The 19,502-nt window shown below is 65.8% G+C and carries 15 protein-coding genes; 8 read left to right on the forward strand and 7 right to left on the reverse strand.

Features of this window, described 5'->3' with window-relative positions; all coding sequences use genetic code 11:
• Nucleotides 1–82: 82 nt before the first annotated feature.
• Both VN11_RS03140 and VN11_RS03145 read right to left on the reverse strand, forming a co-directional pair.
• Nucleotides 83–796: a fimbrial biogenesis chaperone gene (locus VN11_RS03140; RefSeq protein ID WP_053448786.1), complete on the reverse strand. Its 714-nt coding sequence runs from the start codon at nt 794–796 to the stop codon at nt 83–85.
• Between the two features lie 53 nt (nt 797–849).
• Complete coding sequence (locus VN11_RS03145) at nt 850–1,365, reverse strand: fimbrial protein (RefSeq protein WP_053448787.1); 516 nt, start codon at nt 1,363–1,365, stop codon at nt 850–852.
• 296 nt (nt 1,366–1,661) lie between these two features.
• Here VN11_RS03145 and VN11_RS03150 point away from each other — a divergent pair, with 296 nt between their 5' ends.
• The 4 genes from VN11_RS03150 (at nt 1,662) to VN11_RS03165 (ending at nt 7,076) form a co-directional block, all read left to right on the forward strand.
• Nucleotides 1,662–4,217: a fimbria/pilus outer membrane usher protein gene (locus VN11_RS03150; RefSeq protein ID WP_238581850.1), complete on the forward strand. Its 2,556-nt coding sequence runs from the start codon at nt 1,662–1,664 to the stop codon at nt 4,215–4,217.
• Entirely contained in the window at nt 4,214–4,723 is a 510-nt protein-coding gene (locus VN11_RS03155) for a fimbrial protein (protein WP_053448788.1), read from the forward strand. The genes VN11_RS03150 and VN11_RS03155 overlap by 4 nt, the downstream gene beginning before the upstream one ends.
• 293 nt (nt 4,724–5,016) lie before the next feature.
• Nucleotides 5,017–6,039: a fimbrial protein gene (locus VN11_RS03160; RefSeq protein WP_148564927.1), complete on the forward strand. Its 1,023-nt coding sequence runs from the start codon at nt 5,017–5,019 to the stop codon at nt 6,037–6,039.
• A gap of 104 nt (nt 6,040–6,143) precedes the next feature.
• Nucleotides 6,144–7,076: a fimbrial protein gene (locus tag VN11_RS03165; protein ID WP_187299794.1), complete on the forward strand. Its 933-nt coding sequence runs from the start codon at nt 6,144–6,146 to the stop codon at nt 7,074–7,076.
• An 89-nt stretch (nt 7,077–7,165) separates the two neighbouring features.
• On the opposite strand, the gene VN11_RS03170 is transcribed toward VN11_RS03165, so the two are convergent.
• Complete coding sequence (locus VN11_RS03170; RefSeq protein ID WP_053448791.1) at nt 7,166–7,567, reverse strand: hypothetical protein; 402 nt, start codon at nt 7,565–7,567, stop codon at nt 7,166–7,168.
• Nucleotides 7,568–8,092: 525 nt separating this feature from the next.
• Between VN11_RS03170 and VN11_RS03175 the strand changes: the two genes are divergently transcribed.
• On the forward strand, nt 8,093–8,326 hold the full coding sequence (locus tag VN11_RS03175; RefSeq protein WP_187299795.1) for a hypothetical protein: 234 nt from the start codon (nt 8,093–8,095) through the stop codon (nt 8,324–8,326).
• A 266-nt stretch (nt 8,327–8,592) separates the two neighbouring features.
• Here the strand turns inward: VN11_RS03175 and VN11_RS03180 are convergent, their stop codons facing one another.
• Nucleotides 8,593–10,989: an autotransporter outer membrane beta-barrel domain-containing protein gene (locus VN11_RS03180; RefSeq protein WP_053448792.1), complete on the reverse strand. Its 2,397-nt coding sequence runs from the start codon at nt 10,987–10,989 to the stop codon at nt 8,593–8,595.
• A 372-nt stretch (nt 10,990–11,361) separates the two neighbouring features.
• Between VN11_RS03180 and VN11_RS03185 the strand changes: the two genes are divergently transcribed.
• Both VN11_RS03185 and VN11_RS22915 read left to right on the forward strand, forming a co-directional pair.
• Complete coding sequence (locus tag VN11_RS03185; protein WP_322111084.1) at nt 11,362–14,358, forward strand: autotransporter outer membrane beta-barrel domain-containing protein; 2,997 nt, start codon at nt 11,362–11,364, stop codon at nt 14,356–14,358.
• Nucleotides 14,337–14,567 (forward strand): autotransporter outer membrane beta-barrel domain-containing protein, encoded by a 231-nt coding sequence (locus VN11_RS22915; protein WP_322111085.1) that lies wholly within the window; start codon nt 14,337–14,339, stop codon nt 14,565–14,567. The genes VN11_RS03185 and VN11_RS22915 overlap by 22 nt, the downstream gene beginning before the upstream one ends.
• Before the next feature lie 185 nt (nt 14,568–14,752).
• On the opposite strand, the gene VN11_RS03190 is transcribed toward VN11_RS22915, so the two are convergent.
• From VN11_RS03190 to VN11_RS03200, 3 genes are all read right to left on the reverse strand, one after another.
• Nucleotides 14,753–16,138 (reverse strand): FAD-binding oxidoreductase, encoded by a 1,386-nt coding sequence (locus VN11_RS03190; RefSeq protein ID WP_053448793.1) that lies wholly within the window; start codon nt 16,136–16,138, stop codon nt 14,753–14,755.
• A gap of 268 nt (nt 16,139–16,406) precedes the next feature.
• Nucleotides 16,407–16,775 (reverse strand): YraN family protein, encoded by a 369-nt coding sequence (locus VN11_RS03195; RefSeq protein WP_187299796.1) that lies wholly within the window; start codon nt 16,773–16,775, stop codon nt 16,407–16,409.
• On the reverse strand, nt 16,765–18,486 hold the full coding sequence (locus VN11_RS03200; protein ID WP_053451241.1) for a penicillin-binding protein activator: 1,722 nt from the start codon (nt 18,484–18,486) through the stop codon (nt 16,765–16,767). Before VN11_RS03200 ends, VN11_RS03195 begins: the two co-directional genes overlap by 11 nt.
• 81 nt (nt 18,487–18,567) lie before the next feature.
• On the opposite strand from VN11_RS03200, the gene rsmI reads away from it, so the two are divergent.
• Entirely contained in the window at nt 18,568–19,386 is an 819-nt protein-coding gene (gene rsmI, locus VN11_RS03205; protein WP_008265809.1) for a 16S rRNA (cytidine(1402)-2'-O)-methyltransferase, read from the forward strand.
• Nucleotides 19,387–19,502: the final 116 nt, after the last annotated feature.

Below are 19,502 nucleotides of genomic sequence, written 5' to 3' on the forward strand. Positions count from 1 at the left end.
ACGCGAATTTCTGTAGAGCCGAGCCCACGCTCGGCTGCCTGGCGCAAACAAAAAAGCCGAGCATGGGCTCGGCTCCACATCTTCAACGGGCGATCTTCGCCTCGGCATCGCGCGATGTTCCGTAGTCATCCAGCCACTGGAATTTCAGCGTGGCCGGCACGGTGGCACCCGCAGGCACCGTCAGGCTGATGCGCTCACCCGGCGGCACCATATCTACCTCGATGGTCTTGCCATCAGCCAGTACCAGGTTCGCCAGCGTCAGGTGGTAGGCGGTAGGGTTGTGCAGCTGCAATGCCCCGCCTTCAACGCGCCATTCCAGCGCCGCTGCCGCATCGCGCGCATGGCCCGGCAGGCCGGCGGGCCGGTAGAACAGCTTCACCCGCGTGCGCACGGCAAACTGCAGCAGGTTCTTGCCTTCCACGTTTTCCGGCTTGGGCGGAATATCCAGCAGGTTGAAGTACAGCAGCGATTCGCGGTCGGTCGGCAGCGCCGCACCGGCCATCGGTGCATACGTCAGCCGGAACGCCTGCGCATGCCCGGCATCAATGCGGCGCGTGGTGGGCGTCAGCACGAACGGCAGTTTCTGGCTGCCGGCTTTGGCGCTGGCATCGCCATCGTCCAGCCACACCTGAGCCAGGGCCACGTTGTCGCCGCGGTTGTTGGCGTTCACCGTCACCGCGCCCTTGCTGCCATCGTAGATCACCCGCGTGCCCTGCAGCGTCACTGCCGCAGAGGCCGGAAGTACTGCGGAAGCACCGGCCAGGGCCAGCACTGCCGCGCATGCGCGAAGGTTCATGGAAGTCTCCTCGGGAAGAACCGCCCAGCAGAATGCCGCCGGGCGGTGTGCGCTTACTTGTATACGATGTCCATCTGCGCGTTGGCGTATGCCTTGCCAGCCACCACGTCATCGGCAACGCCGGTCTTGGTGTACCAGACGCTGTGCTGCAGAGTCTGCGGGGCCGCAGCGGTGACATTGACAAACTCAGTCGGCGTCGCGTTGATCGCCAGCTGCTTGTCGTTGGTGTCATAGATCTTGTACGCAACGCCTTCTGCATCGCTGGTGGCGTTCAGCGCCAGTGCGCCGTCGGCAGTGGTCACGCCGGTGAACTTCACGGCCACGTCGTGCGAGCCGCTGGCACCAGTGCAATCAACCGTTACGTCCAGTGCGCGGCGGCCAACACGATTGCTGCCCTTCAGGTCCTCCATGTCCACGATGTCCATGATTACGGCCACCACGCCACCGTTGATTTCGGCTTTGCAGGTGGTTTCCCTAATCTCACCCTCGATGGTCAGATCAGCAGCATTCACGGCCGGGGCAGCGGCCAGCAGGATGGCCAGCGCCATCGGGGTCTTCAGGTTCTTCATAGGTGTGCTCTTCAACAAGTGATGGAATCGGGAACGCCACCCGTCATCTGTGCGAAGGGTGGCCGGTGCAGGAGGCGTGGTGTCTGTCGACAGATCCCTTGCCGACGCAGGACGAGGCACGCCCGTCTTCTGCCCGGCGCATGTTCGGCCCGATGCCCGCCGTGCTCCATACAATTAGTTGCAAACGCTTACGTCGAGGAAAAACTGCAAGTAATTGCATGTTCGCCGGTGTGATCGCGCCCTAGTCTGCACGCCTCCCATTACTACCGGGGCTGCACTGCGGCCGCGTCGACGCCATGCGCCTGTCTTCCTCTCCCCCTCAAAGCGCCACGCAGTATTCCCTGCGCCATACCGCGCTGGCTGCGGCCATCAGCACCACCCTAGTGTTTGCGGCTGCGCTGCCGGCGTACGCGCGGCCGGGCGGCGAAGTCGAGTTCAGCGAAGGCTTCGCCAGCGGCTTCGTCGGCGAAGACCTGGCGCGTTTCAGCATGGGCAACCCGGTCGAGCCGGGCCGCTACAACGTCGATATCCACCTCAACGGTGAGTTCGTCCGCCGCGATGACATCGACCTGGTGGCCTCGGATACACCGCATGTCGCGCAGCCCTGCGTGCCCGCACACCTGCTGCTGGCATTGGGCCTCAGCGATGCCGCCCGCCAGGCCGTGGAAGCGACGGCCACCCCGCACTGCGTCGATGTAGAGGCCGCGATTGAAGGCGCACGCGTACGCTACGACGACAGCCAGCTGCGGCTGGATATCTCGCTGCCGCAGGTGGCGCTGCAACGCCAGGCGCGCGGCTTCGTCGCGCCGGAACTGCGCGACCACGGCATCACCGCCGCTTTCCTCGGCTACAGCGTCAACCACTACCGCAACCAGGGCCAGCAGAACACCTACGCGGGCATCACCACCGGCCTCAACCTGGGGGCATGGCGGCTGCGCCACCGCAGTTCGCTCAGCCACAGCCCGCAGGGCACACACTTCACCACGCTCAACAGCACGCTGCAGCGCGATCTGCCGCGCTGGAACAGCCAGCTCACGCTGGGCCAGGCCAACACCGGTGGCGAACTGTTCGACAGCGTCGGCTTCACCGGTGTGCGTATCAGCACCGACGAACGCATGCTGCCCGATTCACTGCGTGGCTACGCGCCGGTGGTGCGTGGCGTGGCACAGAGCAATGCGCGCGTCACCATCCGCCAGAACGGCGCGGTGCTGTACGAAACCACGGTGGCGCCGGGTCCGTTCGCCATCGACGATCTCTACCCCAACGCCGGCAGTGGCGATCTGGAAGTGGCCGTCACCGAGGCCGATGGCCGCGAAGAGCGCTTCACCGTCGCGTTCTCTGCCGTGCCGCAGGCACTGCGCGAAGGCAGCCAGCGTTTCAGCGTGACCGCGGGCGAGCTGCGCAATACCGGCCTGGCGCAGAACGCGCTGCGCTTCACCGAAGGCACCTATGCGCGCGGCGTCAGCAACCGCATGACCCTGCTGGGCGGCGTGCAGGTAGCCGAGCACTACCAGGCCGGCCTGGCCGGCGCGGCGTTCAACACACCTTTCGGCGCCATCGGTGCCGATATCACCCACGCCCGCGCCAAGGTGCCGGGCCTGCCCGCGCAGAGCGGCCGCAGCTACCGCCTGAACTACCAGCGCAGCGTGGCGCGCACCGGCACCAACCTGGGCCTGGCCGCGTACCGCTACAGCACCGAGGGCTTCCTCACCCTCACCGATGTCTCGCAGCTGTCGTTCGACCGCCCGCAGGCGGCCGATGCGTTCGTCATGCGCACCCGCCAGCGCTTCCAGGTGAACTTCTCGCAGCGGCTCGGCCAGCGCAGCCAGCTGTATGTCAGCGGCGGCCACGTGGCGTACTGGAACCGCCCCGGCAAGCAGAACGATCTGCAGCTGGGCTTCCACAGCAGCTACCGCAGTGCCAACTACACCCTGTCCGCCACGCGCTACCGCATGGCCAACGGCGCACCCGATACGCGCCTGTCATTCATGCTGAGCGTGCCGCTGGGCCGTAGTGGCAACGCGCCGCGTGCCACCGCCACCTACAGCGACAGCCGCCTGGGCAGCCAGCAGCAGCTGGGCGTCAACGGCAACCTGGGCGAAGACCGCGCGCTGTCCTACAGCCTGTCGGGCAACCGCGGCCAGGGCAGCAGCGGCTACAACGCCTATGCCAGCTACCAGGGCAGCCATGCCGATCTCAGCGCCGGTTACAGCCACGCCAACGGCAGCAGCAGCTTCAATGCCGGGGCCACCGGCAGCGTGGTGCTGCACCGGGGCGGCATCAACTTCGGCCCGTCGCTGGGCGAGAGCTTCGCGCTGGTGGAAGCACAGGGCGCGCAGGGCGCAAAGGTGGGCAGTGGCCGCACCGTTACCGTGGCCGGCAACGGCTATGCCGTGCTGCCCTATACCAGCCCCTACCGCTGGAACCAGGTGCAGCTGGATACCGCCGCACTGCCGCTGGATGTGGAAGTGCAGGCCAGCTCGCGGCGCGTGGCGCCCAGCGCCGGCAGCATCGTCAAGGTCAGTTTCCAGACCCGCAACGATCGCCTGTGGCTGATAGACGCCAGCGATGCCGACGGGCAGCCGCTGCCCTACGGCGCGCAGATTGCCCACCCCGATGGGCGGATGCTGGGCCAGGTGGGGCAGGGCGGCGTGGTGGCCCTGCGTGGCCTGGAAAACACCGGGCTGGTGCACGTGCAGACTGAAGACGGCATCGCCTGCCGACTGCATTACGCCATGCCCGACACCCCCGATGCACACGGCCAGTACTGGGCCAAAGCCCGTTGCATGGCGCCAGGCCCGGAAGGGCTGGCCGACGATGTTCCCCCTTCAACTACCGGAGCTTCCCAATGAAAACTTCGCACCTGGTGTGTGCAGCACTGCTGATCGCCGCCGCACCGTTGGCCCATGCCGACTCGGCCACCATCACCGTTACTGGAAACGTACTGCCCGGCACCTGCACCATCGCGCCAACCCTTGATGTAACGCTGGACGACATCGATGCCACCGATCTGAAGGCAGGGCATGACAACGGCTTGAAGCCCGCCGTGCTCAATTTCACCAGTTGCGTAGGCGTTGCCGGCATCGATCTGACCTTTGACGGCACCGACGATGCCGCGCAGGACGGGCACTGGAAGAACCTGGCAAGCACCGGCGGTGCCACCGGCGTTGCGGTGGCTCTGCTCGAGGGAACGGCCGGCAACGTGTTCCTGAAAAAGACAGCGAAGCGAAGCGTTGTGGTAAACGGCGCAGCCACAGCCAAGTTCGATATGCGTACCGGCTACTTCCGCGATGCCAGCACACCGCTCACGGCGGGCACGGTCAGCTCGCAGATCACCGTTACAGCGGCCTACAAGTAATCCAGGAGACTGTCATGAAACGGCCAGCTCGGGTCTACGCGTTTACGTGCCGTCCCTACGCCTGGCCGCTGGGCTGGCCGCGGAGTGCCGGTGATGGTTTCCCATGAGGTTGTGCCAGGGGTGCTCAGCAGGACCTCGACGACTCCACTCACCCAGGACGGTGGGCAGGCCGTCACATTGGCCGCGCGCTACTACCGCGAAGCAGGAACCTTCCATGCTGGCGTAGTGGAAGGGCAGGCGGTAATCACCGCAACGTATCGATAGCAGCTTTTTACTCTCTGACAGGTTCCAGCATGATGGCAACTTCTACACACAAAAGCAGCGCCACGCGGCGCCATGTGCGCGCCCGCTGCGTGTGGGCAGCGCTGGGGCTGCTGGCCTCGGCCACCGCCACTGCCTGCACTAGCCAGCACAATGCCGGCGGGCCGGTGAACCTGGTGATCGACGCCTGGGATGATGTCGAACAGGACAAGCTGATCGCCAACTTCACGATGGGCAACGGAAATTCCCAGTTCCTGCTCGGATGTGCGCACGGCGAGGTTGTTCCCATGGACGTCACTTCCATGCTGCCTAGCCTGGAGTTCGTCCGCGATGTGTTGGTGAATGGGCAGAGCTATCCCGCCTTCGGATTGACCGACTACCCTCGTTCACCCTTGCTCATCTTTTCGCATCAAATCTGGACAGGCGGTGGCAGCATCCGTGAGCAATCCTATCCATTGGATGTTCGCGGCATGGTCCATTTCACGTCCAAACCCTTGGACTCCAACGGTCGCGGCTCACTGGTGGCGGTGGCAGCAGTATCCCGCGGAGGCATCATGGAGCGGGTGCCTACCACACTGCTGGGCACTGTGAGCCGTCAGTCACCGCTGTACCCAGCCTTCGTCAAGACCGATAGGTTTACCGTCACTGCCAACCTGAAGGTTCCCACCTGCCAGCTGTCTGATACACCCGTGAAACTTCTGGACGTCGCTGCGGTCGATCTTCCCGCCAGCGGCAGTCATACGGGCGAACGCAGTTTCGATGTCGCCATGAACTGCAACGGTGCTTTCCCGGTTGAGATGGTGCTGACCGATGCCAACCTTCCGGGCAATACCGGCAGCCGTCTGGCGCCGACTGCAAACAGCACCGCAGGTGCGGTGCGTGTGGAGTTGCTTCGCGAAGGCGTGCCGGTAGAGCTGGGCAAGACCTGGACGATTCCGCTCACCCAGAACGGACGGCAGAACATCACCCTGGCCGCGCGCTACTACCGTGAGGCGGGCACGTTCCATGGTGGCGTGGTGGAAGGGCAGGCGGTGATCACCGCCACCTACCGATAGCTCTGCACGCAGAGCAGAAAGGCAGAGGTAACTACATGATGAAATTTCCATTCTTCAGTGGCATCGGCCGCCGCTGCCCCCTGCTGGTGCTGCTCAGCTGCGGCGTGCTGGCGCCGTTTGCAGCGCAGGCCTGCACCAGTGCGCATGCCGGGGCCAGTACCAGCATCAGAATCGATGCGTGGGACGACATCGATGAAGGTGTCGTTGTCAGTCCCTGGATGCATTCAGGCAACGCCACCTATCTGCTTGGTTGCAACGCCAGTGAACTGATACCCGTTGATGTCTCAGCGGCAATGCCCGGACTGGAGTTTGTCCGGAACGTCACTGTGGATGGTGAGACCTTTCCGGCGTTCGGAATGCGCGGCAAGCCCAAAACCCCGCTGCTGATCTTCCAGTACGCGGTTGGCAACGCCAGCGGGGGAAATCGGTTCATGCCCTTCAACCCGCAGACCGGCCTGCAGTTTTCCGGTGCCGGCTGGAGCGGCAGCACTCGCTGGTCGTGGGTGCGCATGGCCGCAGTGTCCCGCGGCGGCGAGATGGAGGCGTTGCCGACCACTGTTGTCGGAGAGATCACCTATTCGACGCCGAGCTATCCTGCGCTTGTAAAGAAGGACAACTACAACGTTACCGCCACCCTGAAGACCAAGACCTGCAGACTCACGGCTACCGCTGTCACGCTGCAGGATGTGGACATTGCCGATCTGCCCGCGGAAGGCAGCACTGCCCGTGAGCGGGAGTTCACTGTCCCGATGAACTGCAACGGTGCATTCCCGATGTACCTGGCACTGACCGACGCCAACGCGCCGGGCAACACCGGCAGCCGTTTGACGCCCACCGGCAACGCCACGGCTGGGGCCGTACGCGTGCAGCTGCTGCTTGAGGGTAATCCGGTGGTGCTGGGGCAACGCTGGTCAGTGCCGATGAGCCAGAACGGTTCGCAGGATGTGACGCTGGGTGCACGCTACTACCGCGAGACGGGTACGCTGCACGGCGGTGTGGTGGAAGGGCAGGCGGTGATTACCGCTACCTACCGCTGAGGCCCGCTTTTGTAGAGTCGAGCTTGCTCGACTGCCTTGGCCAAGAGCAGTCGAGCAAGCTCGACTCTACCGAAGCCCGGCGGTGCCGGTTAGGCCACGTAGACCTGCGTATCCACGTACTCCGACAAACCACGGCACGCCAGCAGCAGGCCCTCGCGCACATCGTTGCCCACCTGCTGCGCTTCCTCGCCATCAACACGCACGCGCTCGCTGGCGTGCAGCAGTTCCAACAGCACCGTCAGCCCGGCATTGGCGCGGTTGATGCGTGCCAGCGCCATGCACTGGCCGGACGAACGGCCCTTCCGCTGCAGCGGTTGGCCATCGGCCGCCTCCACCTCGCGGATGCGTTGCAGACAGTCCAGCAAGTTGATGCCATTGGCCGCAGGATTGGCGGCGAGGGTGGTTTCGAGCGGCTCGGCAATCTCGGCGGGCAGCTGGTTGGCAAGATCGCCCAGGGTGGCGAACAGGAACGGGTAGCGATTGGCGCTCATGGTGGCTTCCTCATGCGTTACGCGAAGGAGCCGCCCTGCTTAACAGCAAGGGCGGCGGACGATGCGTGGTTGCAATACCGGTGGTAACTCCAGTCAAAACGCCGGCGGGCACGAGGCCCCCACGCACCGCCCGCCATAGATGGGCGGGCAGAATGCCTGCCGACGCCACCCACAGGGGATGGGCGACGCCGGCAGACAAGCGTAACTGGTGTTACCAAACGGGATTGCAAGCCCGTGCCACCCGTTGTCGGTGGCCACACATGATTTGCATGCAGCGCCCGTGCTGCCAATGAGAAAAGTTGGAAAGTAGAGAAAGTACGAATGTTTGCAGCGACGTGGCGAAAGCCGTCAGCACGTGCAGATCGCGACATATCTTGTAGAGCCGAGCCCACGCTCGGCTTATCACGTGCAGCCGAGCGTGGGCTCGGCTCTACAGAAAGCAATGCAGCCGAGTGTGTCTGCGGTCGATTCCGCTGAAGGCTGTACCCTCTCACCCCCGACCGATTGATGGAGATGGAAATGACTATGGCTCGAACCTGGCGCGGACGGGTGTTCATCGGAACAAGTGTCGACGGCAAGATCGCCCGCGACGACGGTACGCTTGATTGGCTGACCGACCTGCCAGCACGTCGCCATAGCGTCAACGCGACGGTCGAGCATCCAGCACTGATCTGGGACACGTTCATCGGGAAGATCGACGCCATCGTCATGGGGCGGGCCACCTACGAGACGGTCTCCGGGTTTGATGAGTGGTCGTAGGCGATGGGCTGGTTCGCACGACATATGAGGTCGTTCGCTGAGGAGACCTGTTACGCGTCATCGCTGTCGAATGCGCGTGGCAGCCGCGACCACGCTGGCATTGATGGCCCTCTGTAGAGTCGAGCCATGCTCGACTCACCGCGCGCAAAAAGCAGTCGAGCATGGCTCGACTCTACAGAAGGCAGATGCAGCCGAGCGTGGGCTCGGCTCTACAAGAGCAAAGCAGAACGGCGCCGGATCTCTCCGGCGCCGTTTCCTTATCTATCTCACCACTTGTAGGCCACGCTCAGGTTGGCAGTGGTCTCGCGGTAGCCGTGGTCACCGCGCATCACACCGAAGCCACCCCAGGCACTCAGCCCACTGCGGAACTGCACGCGCGCACCGGCACTCAGTTCATAGCGGTTGCGCGGGATTCCGGCCTTCAACACTTCATCATCGAAGGCGATGCCGTTGTTGGCGCCATCGCGATACCAGTTGGCCACCACGTACGGGCTGACCGATGCACCGGTGGTGCTGTGGCCCTCGCCCTGCAGGCGCAGGCCCAAGCGGCCGGACAGGCCGTTGTTGTCCAACGCACGCACCACGGTGCCGTTGGTTTCTTCGTGGCGGTCGGTACTGGAGTTGGTGTAGATCAACTGCAGTTCCGGCTGCAGGCTCACGGCGGTGCTGCCGATCTGTCCGATGCCGATGCGGTAGCCGGCTTCCAGCGCGCTCTGCCAGATATCCGAATCGTAGCGCTCCTCGGCCAGGCCTTCGCCCTGCACGCGGTTGCGGAACTGGCCGCGCTGCACGCTGGCATCCACGTACAGGGCATCGTTGTTCCAGCTGCCGTACACGCCCAGAGCGCCGCCTTCCACCTTGCCCTTGGCGCTGTAGCCGGTCAGCTCGGAACGCGAGGTCGCGCTGGACTGCGCCAGGGTACCCATCACGCCCAGACGGCCGCGGCCGTTGTCGAACACGCCCATGTCGGCACCCAGCTGCACGCGTGAGCGGTCCACGCGCAGGTCCAGCTGGTCATTCACCGCGCCCAACTTGCTCTGGTTGGCATCCACGCGCGCCCAACCACGCACGCCGTCGTCGCTGAAGCTGCCACCCTGGCGGTCGCGCCAGCCATGGCGCAGCAGCTGGTCCACCGCGAACTGGTTGGCCAGGTAGGCACCGGTTTCCGGGCGCAGCACCGGGGTGGGGTCCACCGGATCAACCGGGTCCACCGGATCCACAATCGGCTTGCACTGCGGCAGGGTCGGGTCAACCACGCACGGGTCCGGCACCGTGGCCAGCTCCGAGCGCAGGTACCAGCCGCCGTTGGTGGCGTCCTTGAACAGGAAGTACTCGTACTTTCCGCCCACCGCGCGGCCCTGCAGATCGAACTGGCCGTTGGACGCGCCGCCCACGCGGATCAGCTCGATGCCCTTGTCGGTCTTGGCACCGGCGCCGCCAGCATTGACCACGCGCACATTGGCCTGGCCGCTGGTATCGCCGGCCACGATCAGCTTGTCGGTGGCCGAGGTGTCATCGCCCAGCTGGGTGTTGAACAGCAGGGTGCCGCCGCTGCCGGTGAAGCTATCGACGTTGAGGGTGTTGAACGTGCTGCCGTTGCCGAGTGCGACGGTGCCGGTGGCACCCAGGGTGAGCGCGCCGACCGTGCTGTCGCCGGTCATCAGCCAGGTGCTTTCGCTGCCGATGTCGGCCGTGGTGACGTTGTTGAAGCGGCCGTCGATCTGCGCCTTGTTGCGCAGGACTACATCGAGCGAGCCGTTGGTGACGGTGGTGGGGTCGAAGGTTACGTTGCCGGCCAGGCGCGAATCGTCCACGGTGAAGTTGACGTCGGTGCGGGGATTGGCCGGGCTTCTATAACCCACCAGCAGAAGATTGCCGTCACCACTCACCAGCCTGGAATTGTTACGCACCGCAATGTCGTAGTCGGTAGCGGTGAGCGGCATGACCTGGATGGCAGCCCCACGGCCTGACTGCAGGATGGAGTTATCCACGGTCAGGCCAACCCTGCCGCCGGCGCTGTTGAAGCCCCACAGCATGGCACCGACATTGGCGCCATATACCTCAGAGCCGTTGACGATATCAATCTTGCCCGACTGTGCCCGTACACCCAGGCCGCTGTTGATGTCACTGGAGGCGCTGGGCGCGTCCTCGACATGGATACGCATTGAATCCAGCCTTGCGTACGGGTTTCCACCACTGGCACTGAGATCCACGCCAAATGACCCGCCTGCAGTGGGTAACATGTCTGCCGCAGTGACGATGATCTGCCCACTGGTCAGGTACGCCTGAGCGCTTCCGCTCAGCAGGTTGACTGCGCCGCCGCGGAACGTCGTGCCAGTGGATCGCAGGACCGCATCGCCAGACAGACTCACTGAGTTCTGCTGCGAAGCGCCGGTGCCCGCTCGGGTTACGGTGCCGCCATCCAGCGTCACCAGCGAGGTGTCCCCGGCCTTGATCTGATTCATCTGCGCGTTCTGCCCGGTCAAGGTTGAGCCATTGACCAGCGTCCACGCTTCGACCGGATCGCCGGCGGCGACGGTTGCGTTCTGATTGTCCAGGTCGCCAGCCCATGCAGAGCCCACCGCAAACGTGGTGATGGCCAGCAGTACGGCCTGAGCCAGGGGAAGGCGCGGGTACGCAGGGGGGGACGTAAGCTTTCGCATGATCGTTTCCTTATCGGATGAGAAGTGCTGATTCGCCTGCGCTTTCGACCCACTGGAACTGCGCCGTGATGTATAGGTTGTCATCACGTGAAAAAGGTGTGAAGTCCAGATGCTTTTGCGAATGCAGGTGTCTTGTATGGCCCGAATTTTCGCTCTGCCCTCGATTCCGCCCCATGCAATTAGTTGTAAAGCCAGCGTGGCAAGCCGAGAGGTTCAGGCAGCGGACAGCACTGCGACAACCAGTCGCAGGCGCCTTTGCAAGTCTTTCGATGGGCGCACGGCCGGCGCATCACCAGCATGTCTGCCTTCAGACGGAGACATGCAATGCACACTTTGCTTCCCCCTCGTACGGCGTTGGCTGCAGCGCTCGCGATGGCCTTGGTTACTGCGCTTCCGACCCATGCCCAGCAGGTCGTCGCCGACGGCGATCAGCAGACGCCCGCTGCGGGCGATTACACGACGACTGAGCCGGTAGAGCCGGGCAACCCTGCCGGCTACGCATTCCTCGCCATCAATGGTGGTCAAATCCAGCCTGCGGGGGCAGTGAATCTTCGTACCGAAGGCCTGCGCGCAGCCGCAGCCCGTGCCGAGGGGACCGGCAGCTTCATTCTGCTGAAGGACGCTACGGTCGCCACGCTGGGTGATGGGGCTGCTGGGCTTTCCTCGGCCAACGGTGGCTATGTGCAGGCAAGCGACATCAGCATCGAGACATCCGGCGTAGCGGCGACTGGCGCCGAAGCGCTGGACGGCCTACTTGCCTTGGAGCGCGCCCACATCGTGACCCGTGGCGCACTGTCCCACGGCTTGTCTGTCGCTGGCGGCGACGCGCAGATCTTTGACAGCGTCATTGAAATTGCCGGCAGCCAAGCCAATGGATTGGATATCAATGGGGGCACGCTGCTTGCTGAAAGGGTGCGCATCGATATTGCTGGAAGCGGCACCGGACTGTGGGCAGCAGGTAGCAGCACGGCGACGCTGCGCTCGGTACAGATCAACGGCACGGGCTCGGGCGCATCCGGTGCGTTGGTGGCGTTGGGCAGCAAGGCGGTGCTTGAGGATGTGGATATCGCGCTGACGCACGACAGGTCCGGCAGCGGCCTGCTGGTGGGGGGCGAGCTGGAAATGCGTGGCGGCAGCGTGCATGCCGGAGGTGCCAATGCCAGTGCGCTGAGTTTTGCCACCAGTGGCGGTGGCAAGGCGACGCTGGATGGGGTAGACCTGTCCGGTCACTTCGGCATCAACCTGACCGAAGGCTCTGAGCTGACGCTTCGCAACAGCCATCTGCAGAGTCAGTCCATCGGCATCGACATCAATCAACGCGACGGCACTGCAACCGTAAGCGATTCATCGATCACTACGCGTGGTAGCGTTGGCATTCGAATGCTGGATAACGGCGAGCTGGAGTTGACCGGGTCGCAGGTCACCTCTGACGGGCTGCACGGGCAGGCGGTTTCAGTATTGGGGGGCAAGGCCCACATCGCCTCCAGTGCGCTACATACGCTGGGCGAGAGCGGCCACGGCATCTTCGCCGAGGCCAGCATCGGGCGCACGCCTGTTGTTGCAGTCGAGAACACCCGCGTGCTTACTGAAGGCGAGATGGCCCTGGGCGTGATCGCACGTTCGGGCGCGGTGGTGAGTTTGGCCGACAGTGAGATACGCACCACGGGTCGTGAGTCGCATGGCGTTCTGACCGGCGGCAACGGCGAGATGAGCCTGACCAACACCCACGTGCGCAGCGAAGGCGAGGGTGCGTGGGCGGCGGTGGTGAATGACAACGGCAGGCTCTCCATCGATGGCGGCTCGCTGGTCAGCGCCCAGCACGGTGGCATCTGGATGCGCAGCAGCCGCGACCCCGGCCTGACCCTGGCCAATGGCGCAGTGGTTTCCGGCGGCAATGGCATTGCACTGGCGCTGGATGCGGCCGTGGCCGGGCGCTTCGATGTGAAGCTGGACGGTGGTGCGGTGATGATCGGCGACATCGTGATCACCCCCGAGGACGAAGACGCCGGCCTGGTACCGCAGTCTGAAGTGCATGTGCAGTTGACCAACAACGCGGGCTGGTATGGTGCGTCCCATCTTGTGCAGGGCATGGCACTGGATGGCGGTAGCCAGTGGATACTCAATGGCAATGCCACCGTGCAGGAACTTGCACTGCGCGACAGCACGCTGGCCCTGTCGGATGGCAGCGGTCGCTTCAACGTGTTGACGGTGGACGGCGATCTGCACAGCGAAGGCTCCACCTTCCTGTTCAATGGCGCGCTGGCCGGTGACACTTCGGACATCGATCGCCTGCACGTGCGCGGCGATGCCAGTGGCAATGCGTCCATCGTGGTGAACAATATCGGCGGCGTGGGTGCAGCCACCTTCGACGGCATTTCGTTGATCCGCATCGACGGTGCGTCACTGGCGGACTATTCGCTGGCCGGCCGCGCCGTGGGCGGTGCGTACGAGTACTTCCTGTTCAAGGGCGGCCTGCTAGACCCGAACGATGGCAACTGGTACCTGCGTTCGCAGTGGTTCGATATCTGCGAAGAGGATCCGAATGCGCCAGGCTGTGTGGTGGACCCCGGCCCAGATCCCGACCCGGACCCGGTGGATCCGATCGATCCGATCGACCCGATCGATCCGGTAGACCCGGTCGATCCGGTCACTCCGCCGCCGGTGCTGCGCCCGGAAGCGGGTGCCTATCTGGCCAACCAGTCGGCGGCAGTGAACATGTTCGCGCACCGTCTGAGCGACCGCATGGGCGCAGTGGCAATGAGCGAGGAACGTGCTGCCTGGGCGCGCGTGGCCCGCAGCAATTCCGATTTCACTGCGGTGGGCGGGCAGCTGTCGGTGGATGGAAATACGTCCGTGATGCAGATCGGCACGGATGTGTGGCGGCGCGGCAATGCCGCACTGGGTGTGATGCTGGGCAGTGGCCGTGCGGACAATACGGTGGTTTCTGACCTGACCGGTTACAGCGCCAAGGGCCGCGTGCGCGGCACGGCGGTGGGCGTGTACGGCACCTGGCTTCAGCAGGCCGATGGCAGCGAAGGCGCGTACGTGGATGCACAGCTGCAGTACGGGCGTTTCAGCAACCGCGTGCAGGGCGTTGCGCTGGACCAGGAAAGTTACGATTCGCGCATGCGCAGCGGCTCGCTGGAGGCGGGTTACACCCTCAACGTTTGGCAGGGCGCGTCCAGCAATGTGTATGTGCAGCCGCAGATGCAGCTGACTTATACCGACTACAGCGCCGACCGACACGTGGAAAGCAACGGCACGGTGGTTGATGGCGCAGAGGCAGGCGGGCTGGCCGGACGCGTGGGTGTGCGCGCGTTCGGCCAGCACGCAGGCATGGCACGCTGGTGCAGCCGTACCTGGGCGTGAACTGGCTGCGCAGCAGTGGCCGCAATGCCATCGACTTCCGCGGTGAAACGCTGCGGGCCGACCTGCCGCGCAACCGCTATGAGGTGCAGGCCGGTGCCGAGTTGAAGATCAGCCAGCGCCTGGGGGCGTGGGGTGGCCTGAGTGTGCAGCGCGGTGACCACGGCTACCGCGATGTGGGCGGGCAGGTGGGTGTGCGCCTGGCCTGGTAAGTGAGCGGGTTGGGGTCAGATCCCGTTGCGGATGCAATGGGCTCTGGCCCCACCACGCGCGCTCGGCTGCGCTTCGTAGAGTCGAGCTTGCTCGACTGCAGCCGACAACAGTCGAGCAAGCTCGACTCTACGCCTGGCGCAAAGGCAGTCGAGCAAGCTCGACTCTACAAAAGCGTTGCACGTCCTCACGCCGGCGGCAGCACCTTGCCGGGGTTGAGGATGCCATCCGGGTCCAGCGCGGCCTTGATTGCGCGCATTGCCGCCAGCGTTTCCGCGCTGAAGGCCTTGGCCATGAAATCGCGCTTGGCCAGGCCGATGCCATGCTCACCGGACAGCGTGCCGCCCAGTGCCAACGTCAACTCGAAGATCTTCGGCAGTGCGGCGTGTGCGCGTGCATTCTCGTCGGCGTCTTCCGGGTGGTACAGGATGTTGACGTGCAGGTTGCCGTTGCCGGCATGGCCGAAGGTGACGATGGTGAGCGTGTAGTCGCGTGCCAGTGCCTGCACGCCCGCTACCAGATCGGGAATGCGCGACACCGGTACCACCACGTCTTCGTTGATCTTGCCCGGGGCGACACTGCGCAGTGCCGGCGACAGGGCTTTGCGTGCGGCCCACAGCTGATCGCGCGCGCGGCCTTCCATCGCCACGTCCAGCGCGATCATGCCATCGCCTTCAGCGGCGCTGGCCAGTGCCTGCAGCAGGTAGGGCAGGGTGTCGTGGTCACCATCGGCTTCGACCAGCAGCATCGCGCCGGCCTCGGGCACGTCGGCGCCGTTGAGCCGCAGCAGTTCAAGGCTGCGTGCATCCATGAATTCCAGGCGCGTGGGCACCACCGGCTGCGACATCAGCCGTGACACAGCCGCAGCTGCAGCATCGGCATCGCGGTACAGCACGCGCAGGCCGGCCTGGCTGACCGGCAGCGGCGTCAGCTTCAAGGTGGCTTCCACGATCAGTGCCAACGTGCCTTCGCTGCCGACCAGAAGATGGGTCAGGTCGTAACCGGTGGAATCCTTGGTGTAGGCGCCGCCGCAGCGGATCACCTCGCCGGTGCCGGTGACCGCTACCAGGCCCAGCACGTTGTCGCGGCTGGTGCCGTACTTCACCGCGCGCGGGCCACCGGCGTTGCAGGCCAGGTTGCCGCCCACGCTGCAGATCTCCGCGCTGGACGGGTCCGGCGCCCAGAACAGGCCGTGCGGTGCCAACGCCTGCTGCAGCGTGCCGTTCAACACGCCCGGCTGCACCACCGCGCAGCGGTCGCCCGCGCGGATTTCAAGAATGCGGTCCATGCGGGTGAACGACAGCACGATGCTGCCCGGCAACGGTACCGCCGCACCCGTAGTGCCGCTGCCTGCACCGCGTGCGACCAATGCGATGCCATGCGCGCGGCACGCACGCACCAGCGCCTGCACCTGTTCGATGTTGGCCGGCAGCGCCACCGCCGCCGGGCGCTGGTGGCGCCATGAGTTGTCCTGCGCGTTCGCTTCCAGCGCGCTGTCGTCCATGCGCCAGCCCTCTGCGCCCAGCAGGGCAGACAGTTCGGCAACCAGTGCGGCGGGCAGTGCGGTACTCATGACGGATCTCGCGGGGAAGCAGGGGTATCAACGGGGAAGTGCGCCCCGGTGGGCGCCGACCAAGGTCGGCCGCTACCGGGCTGCGCGCTTTTGGTAGGTGCCAACCTTGGTTGGCACAGAAGCGCCGACCAAGGTCGGCTGCTACCGGGCTGCGCGCTCTTGGTAGGTGCCAACCTTGGTTGGCACAGAAGCGCCGACCAAGGTCGGCCACTACCAGAGCAGGTGGGCGCCGACCAAGGTCGGCCTCTACCAAAACGAAGGGTTGCCATCAGCAGTCATCCAGCCGGAACGCATCACGCAGCCAGTGCAGCTGCGGCGGTTCGCCACTGGCTTCGACCACATCGAAGCGACAAGGCGCATTGGCCAGCGCGGGGTGGTCCTGCAGGAACAGCTGCGCGGCATGCGCCAGTCGCCGGCACTTGCGCGCATCCACCGACGCGGCGCCGCCACCGAAGTCCGAACGCGCGCGGTACCGCACTTCCACGAACACCACGGTGCCGGCGTCGTCCATCACCAGGTCCAGTTCGCCGCCGCGATAGCGCACGTTGCGCGCACGGGGCTGCAGGCCAGCCTGTTGCAGATGCTGCTCGGCGGCGGCTTCCACCGCCGAGCCACGTTGGCTGCGCTCAGCGACCACCGACGATCGGCATCGGCCGGCCACCATTGAAGGTGGACCACGCCGGCTGGCGCAGGATGTTGCCGTTGCTGTCCAGGAACAGGGTGCCAGTGGCGCCGTCCAGGCCGCCTTCGTTGGACAGCTTGTCCAGGTAGGCGGTGATCTTCCAGGCGTCGGCACCGAAGGCGAACAGGCGGCCGGCCGCACCGCGTGCGCTGGGCAGGGTGCTGGCCACCTGGCTGGCCGATGGCAGGCCGGACACGCTGCGCACGTTCCAGGCTTCGTTCGGGTAGACGATGCCGTCCAGCGCCACGTCTTCTTCCACCTTGCCGCTGCCGACAGTCAGCTGCGAAGTGCCGACGCGGGTGGCGCCACCGGCACCGGCCAGTGCCAGCTGCGGCGCCAGCAGGCGCGCCTGCGGTGCGCGTACGGCGAGGAACACGGCATCGACCTGGCCGGCATTGCGCACCTGTGCGCCCACATCACCCACCGCATCGGTCACGCCGACCGTGGCCACCACCTGGCCGCCACGCTGGGCGAAGCGCTGCGCGAAGGCGGCGGCGGCACGGCGGCCGGTGTCGTCGGCGCTGTTGATCACCAGTGCCTTGCCACGCTCGCGGCCACGCAGGTATTCGGCGGCGACGATGCCGTCGTCTTCCGGGGCCAGCGAGAAGCCGGCGCTGCCGGCCGGCGGTGCATCCTTGCCGCGGTTCAGCGCCAGCACCGGCACCTGCAGCTGCTGGCGGCCGTACACCGCGTCCACTTCGTCGCGGCCCAGCGGGCCGACCACGAAGTCGGCACCGGAGGCGACGGCCTTGTCATACGCGGCCAGTGCGCCGGCCGGGGTGCCGGCGGTGTCGATGAAGTTGATGTCCGGGCGGCGGCGGGTCTCGCCGTAATAGGCGGCCAGCAGGCCATCACGCACCGGCTGCGCGGCGGTGGCCAGACGGCCGCTGAGCGGCAGCAGCACGGCCAGCTTGACCGGCGGGCGGTAGCCATCGCTCAGCGCCGGCGGGCGCTTGCTGGTATCGAACTGGGCCGCGCCATCGCGATCGAACGGGCGCGGCAGCGGCAGGCCGCGCGCGATCAGCGCACGGCCGGCGAAGTTGTACAGCGGGTCGTTGGCCGGCAACGCGGCGGCACGGCTGCGCAGGGTGGCGTCGTCGAGGGTGCCGAGCAGGCCGGCGATGGCCGCCTGGTTGTCGTTGCGGGCGCTGCCGGTCAGGCTGGCATGGGCGCGGGCACGTTCGGCGGCGGCACCGAAGGCATCACCGGTGCCCTGCAGTGCCTGGGCGCGTGCCAGCAGCCAGCGGGTGCGCAGGCCGACCGCAACGCTGTCGGCATGATCCTTCAGCAGTGCCAGCGCCTGCGCCGGTTGCTTGTCGGCCAGGGCCAGCTCGGCGCCGGTCAGCTGGTAGCGCTGCAGGCTGGCGCCGGACAGCTGGCGGGCGGTCAGCTGGCCCAGCAGGCTGCGCGCGCGGGTGCTGTCACCGGCCAGGTGCCAGGCCCAGGCCGCATCGGCCAGCGCGTTGCTGCGCGCGCCCCCGCGCAGGGTGGCGGCCAGGCCTTCCAGCTGCAATGCGGCGTCGCGCGGCTTGCCCTGTTCGATCAGCGCCAGCGCCTGGCTCTGGGCCGGCGAATCGGGCGTGCTGGTCAGGCTGGTGGTGGCACAGCCGGCCAGCAGCATCAGCGACAACGACAGGGCGGAGATCCGTGCGGCGGGCTTGTTCATGATCAGGTCCATGCGATGAGGGCAGCGGCCGTGGCCGGGTACACGCTACGATTCTACCCTTGCCCCGTGAGTACCGCTGAAATGAGTGTCCCAACCCTGTACGTCGTCGCCACCCCGATCGGCAACCTGGCCGATCTGAGCCCGCGCGCGCAGGAGGTGCTGCGTTCGGTGGCCGCCATCTGTGCCGAGGACACCCGCCGCAGCGGCCAGCTGCTGTCCCATTTCGGCATCCAGCAGCCGCTGGTGGCCCTGCACGAGCACAACGAGGAAGCGCTGTCGCAGCGCCTGGTGTCGCGCCTGCAGGCCGGCGAATCGCTGGCGCTGGTCAGCGATGCTGGTACGCCGCTGGTCAGCGACCCCGGTTTCCGCCTGGTGCGTGCGGCGCGCGCGGCCGGCATCAAGGTCAGCCCGATTCCGGGCGCCTGCGCTGCCATCGCCGCGCTGAGCGTGGCCGGGTTGCCCAGCGACCGCTTCAGCTTCGAGGGCTTCCTGCCGGCCAAGGCCAGCGGACGCCGTGACCGCCTGCAGCTGCTGGCCGGCGAAGTGCGCACGATGGTGTTCTACGAATCCTCGCACCGCATCGCCGAGTCGCTGGCCGACATGGCCGCGATCTTCGGCGGCGAGCGCCCGGCGGTGCTGGCGCGCGAGTTGACCAAGCTGTTCGAGACCGTGCTGGATGGCGACCTGGCGGGTCTGCTGGCGAAGGTGGAAGGCGACGAGAACCAGCGCAAGGGCGAGTTCGTGGTGATGGTGCAGGGCGCTGGCGATGATGAGGAGGCGCAGCTGGCGCATGGCCGCCGCGTGTACGCCAAGCTGAGCGAGCACCTGCCGCCGTCGACGGCCGCCAAGCTGGCCGCCGAATTGACCGGCGCACCGCGCAAGGCGTTGTACGGCAGTTGAGGGATCGTGCGGACCAAGGTCCGCACCCACCAGGGCAGAATCCGCACCCACCCGGGCAGCGGCATCGGTAGATCCACGCCATGCGTGGATGGATGGGCCGGATGCCGCGATCAGCG

The sequence above is a fragment of the Stenotrophomonas maltophilia genome, assembly GCF_001274595.1.
Taxonomy (GTDB): Bacteria; Pseudomonadota; Gammaproteobacteria; order Xanthomonadales; family Xanthomonadaceae; genus Stenotrophomonas; species Stenotrophomonas forensis.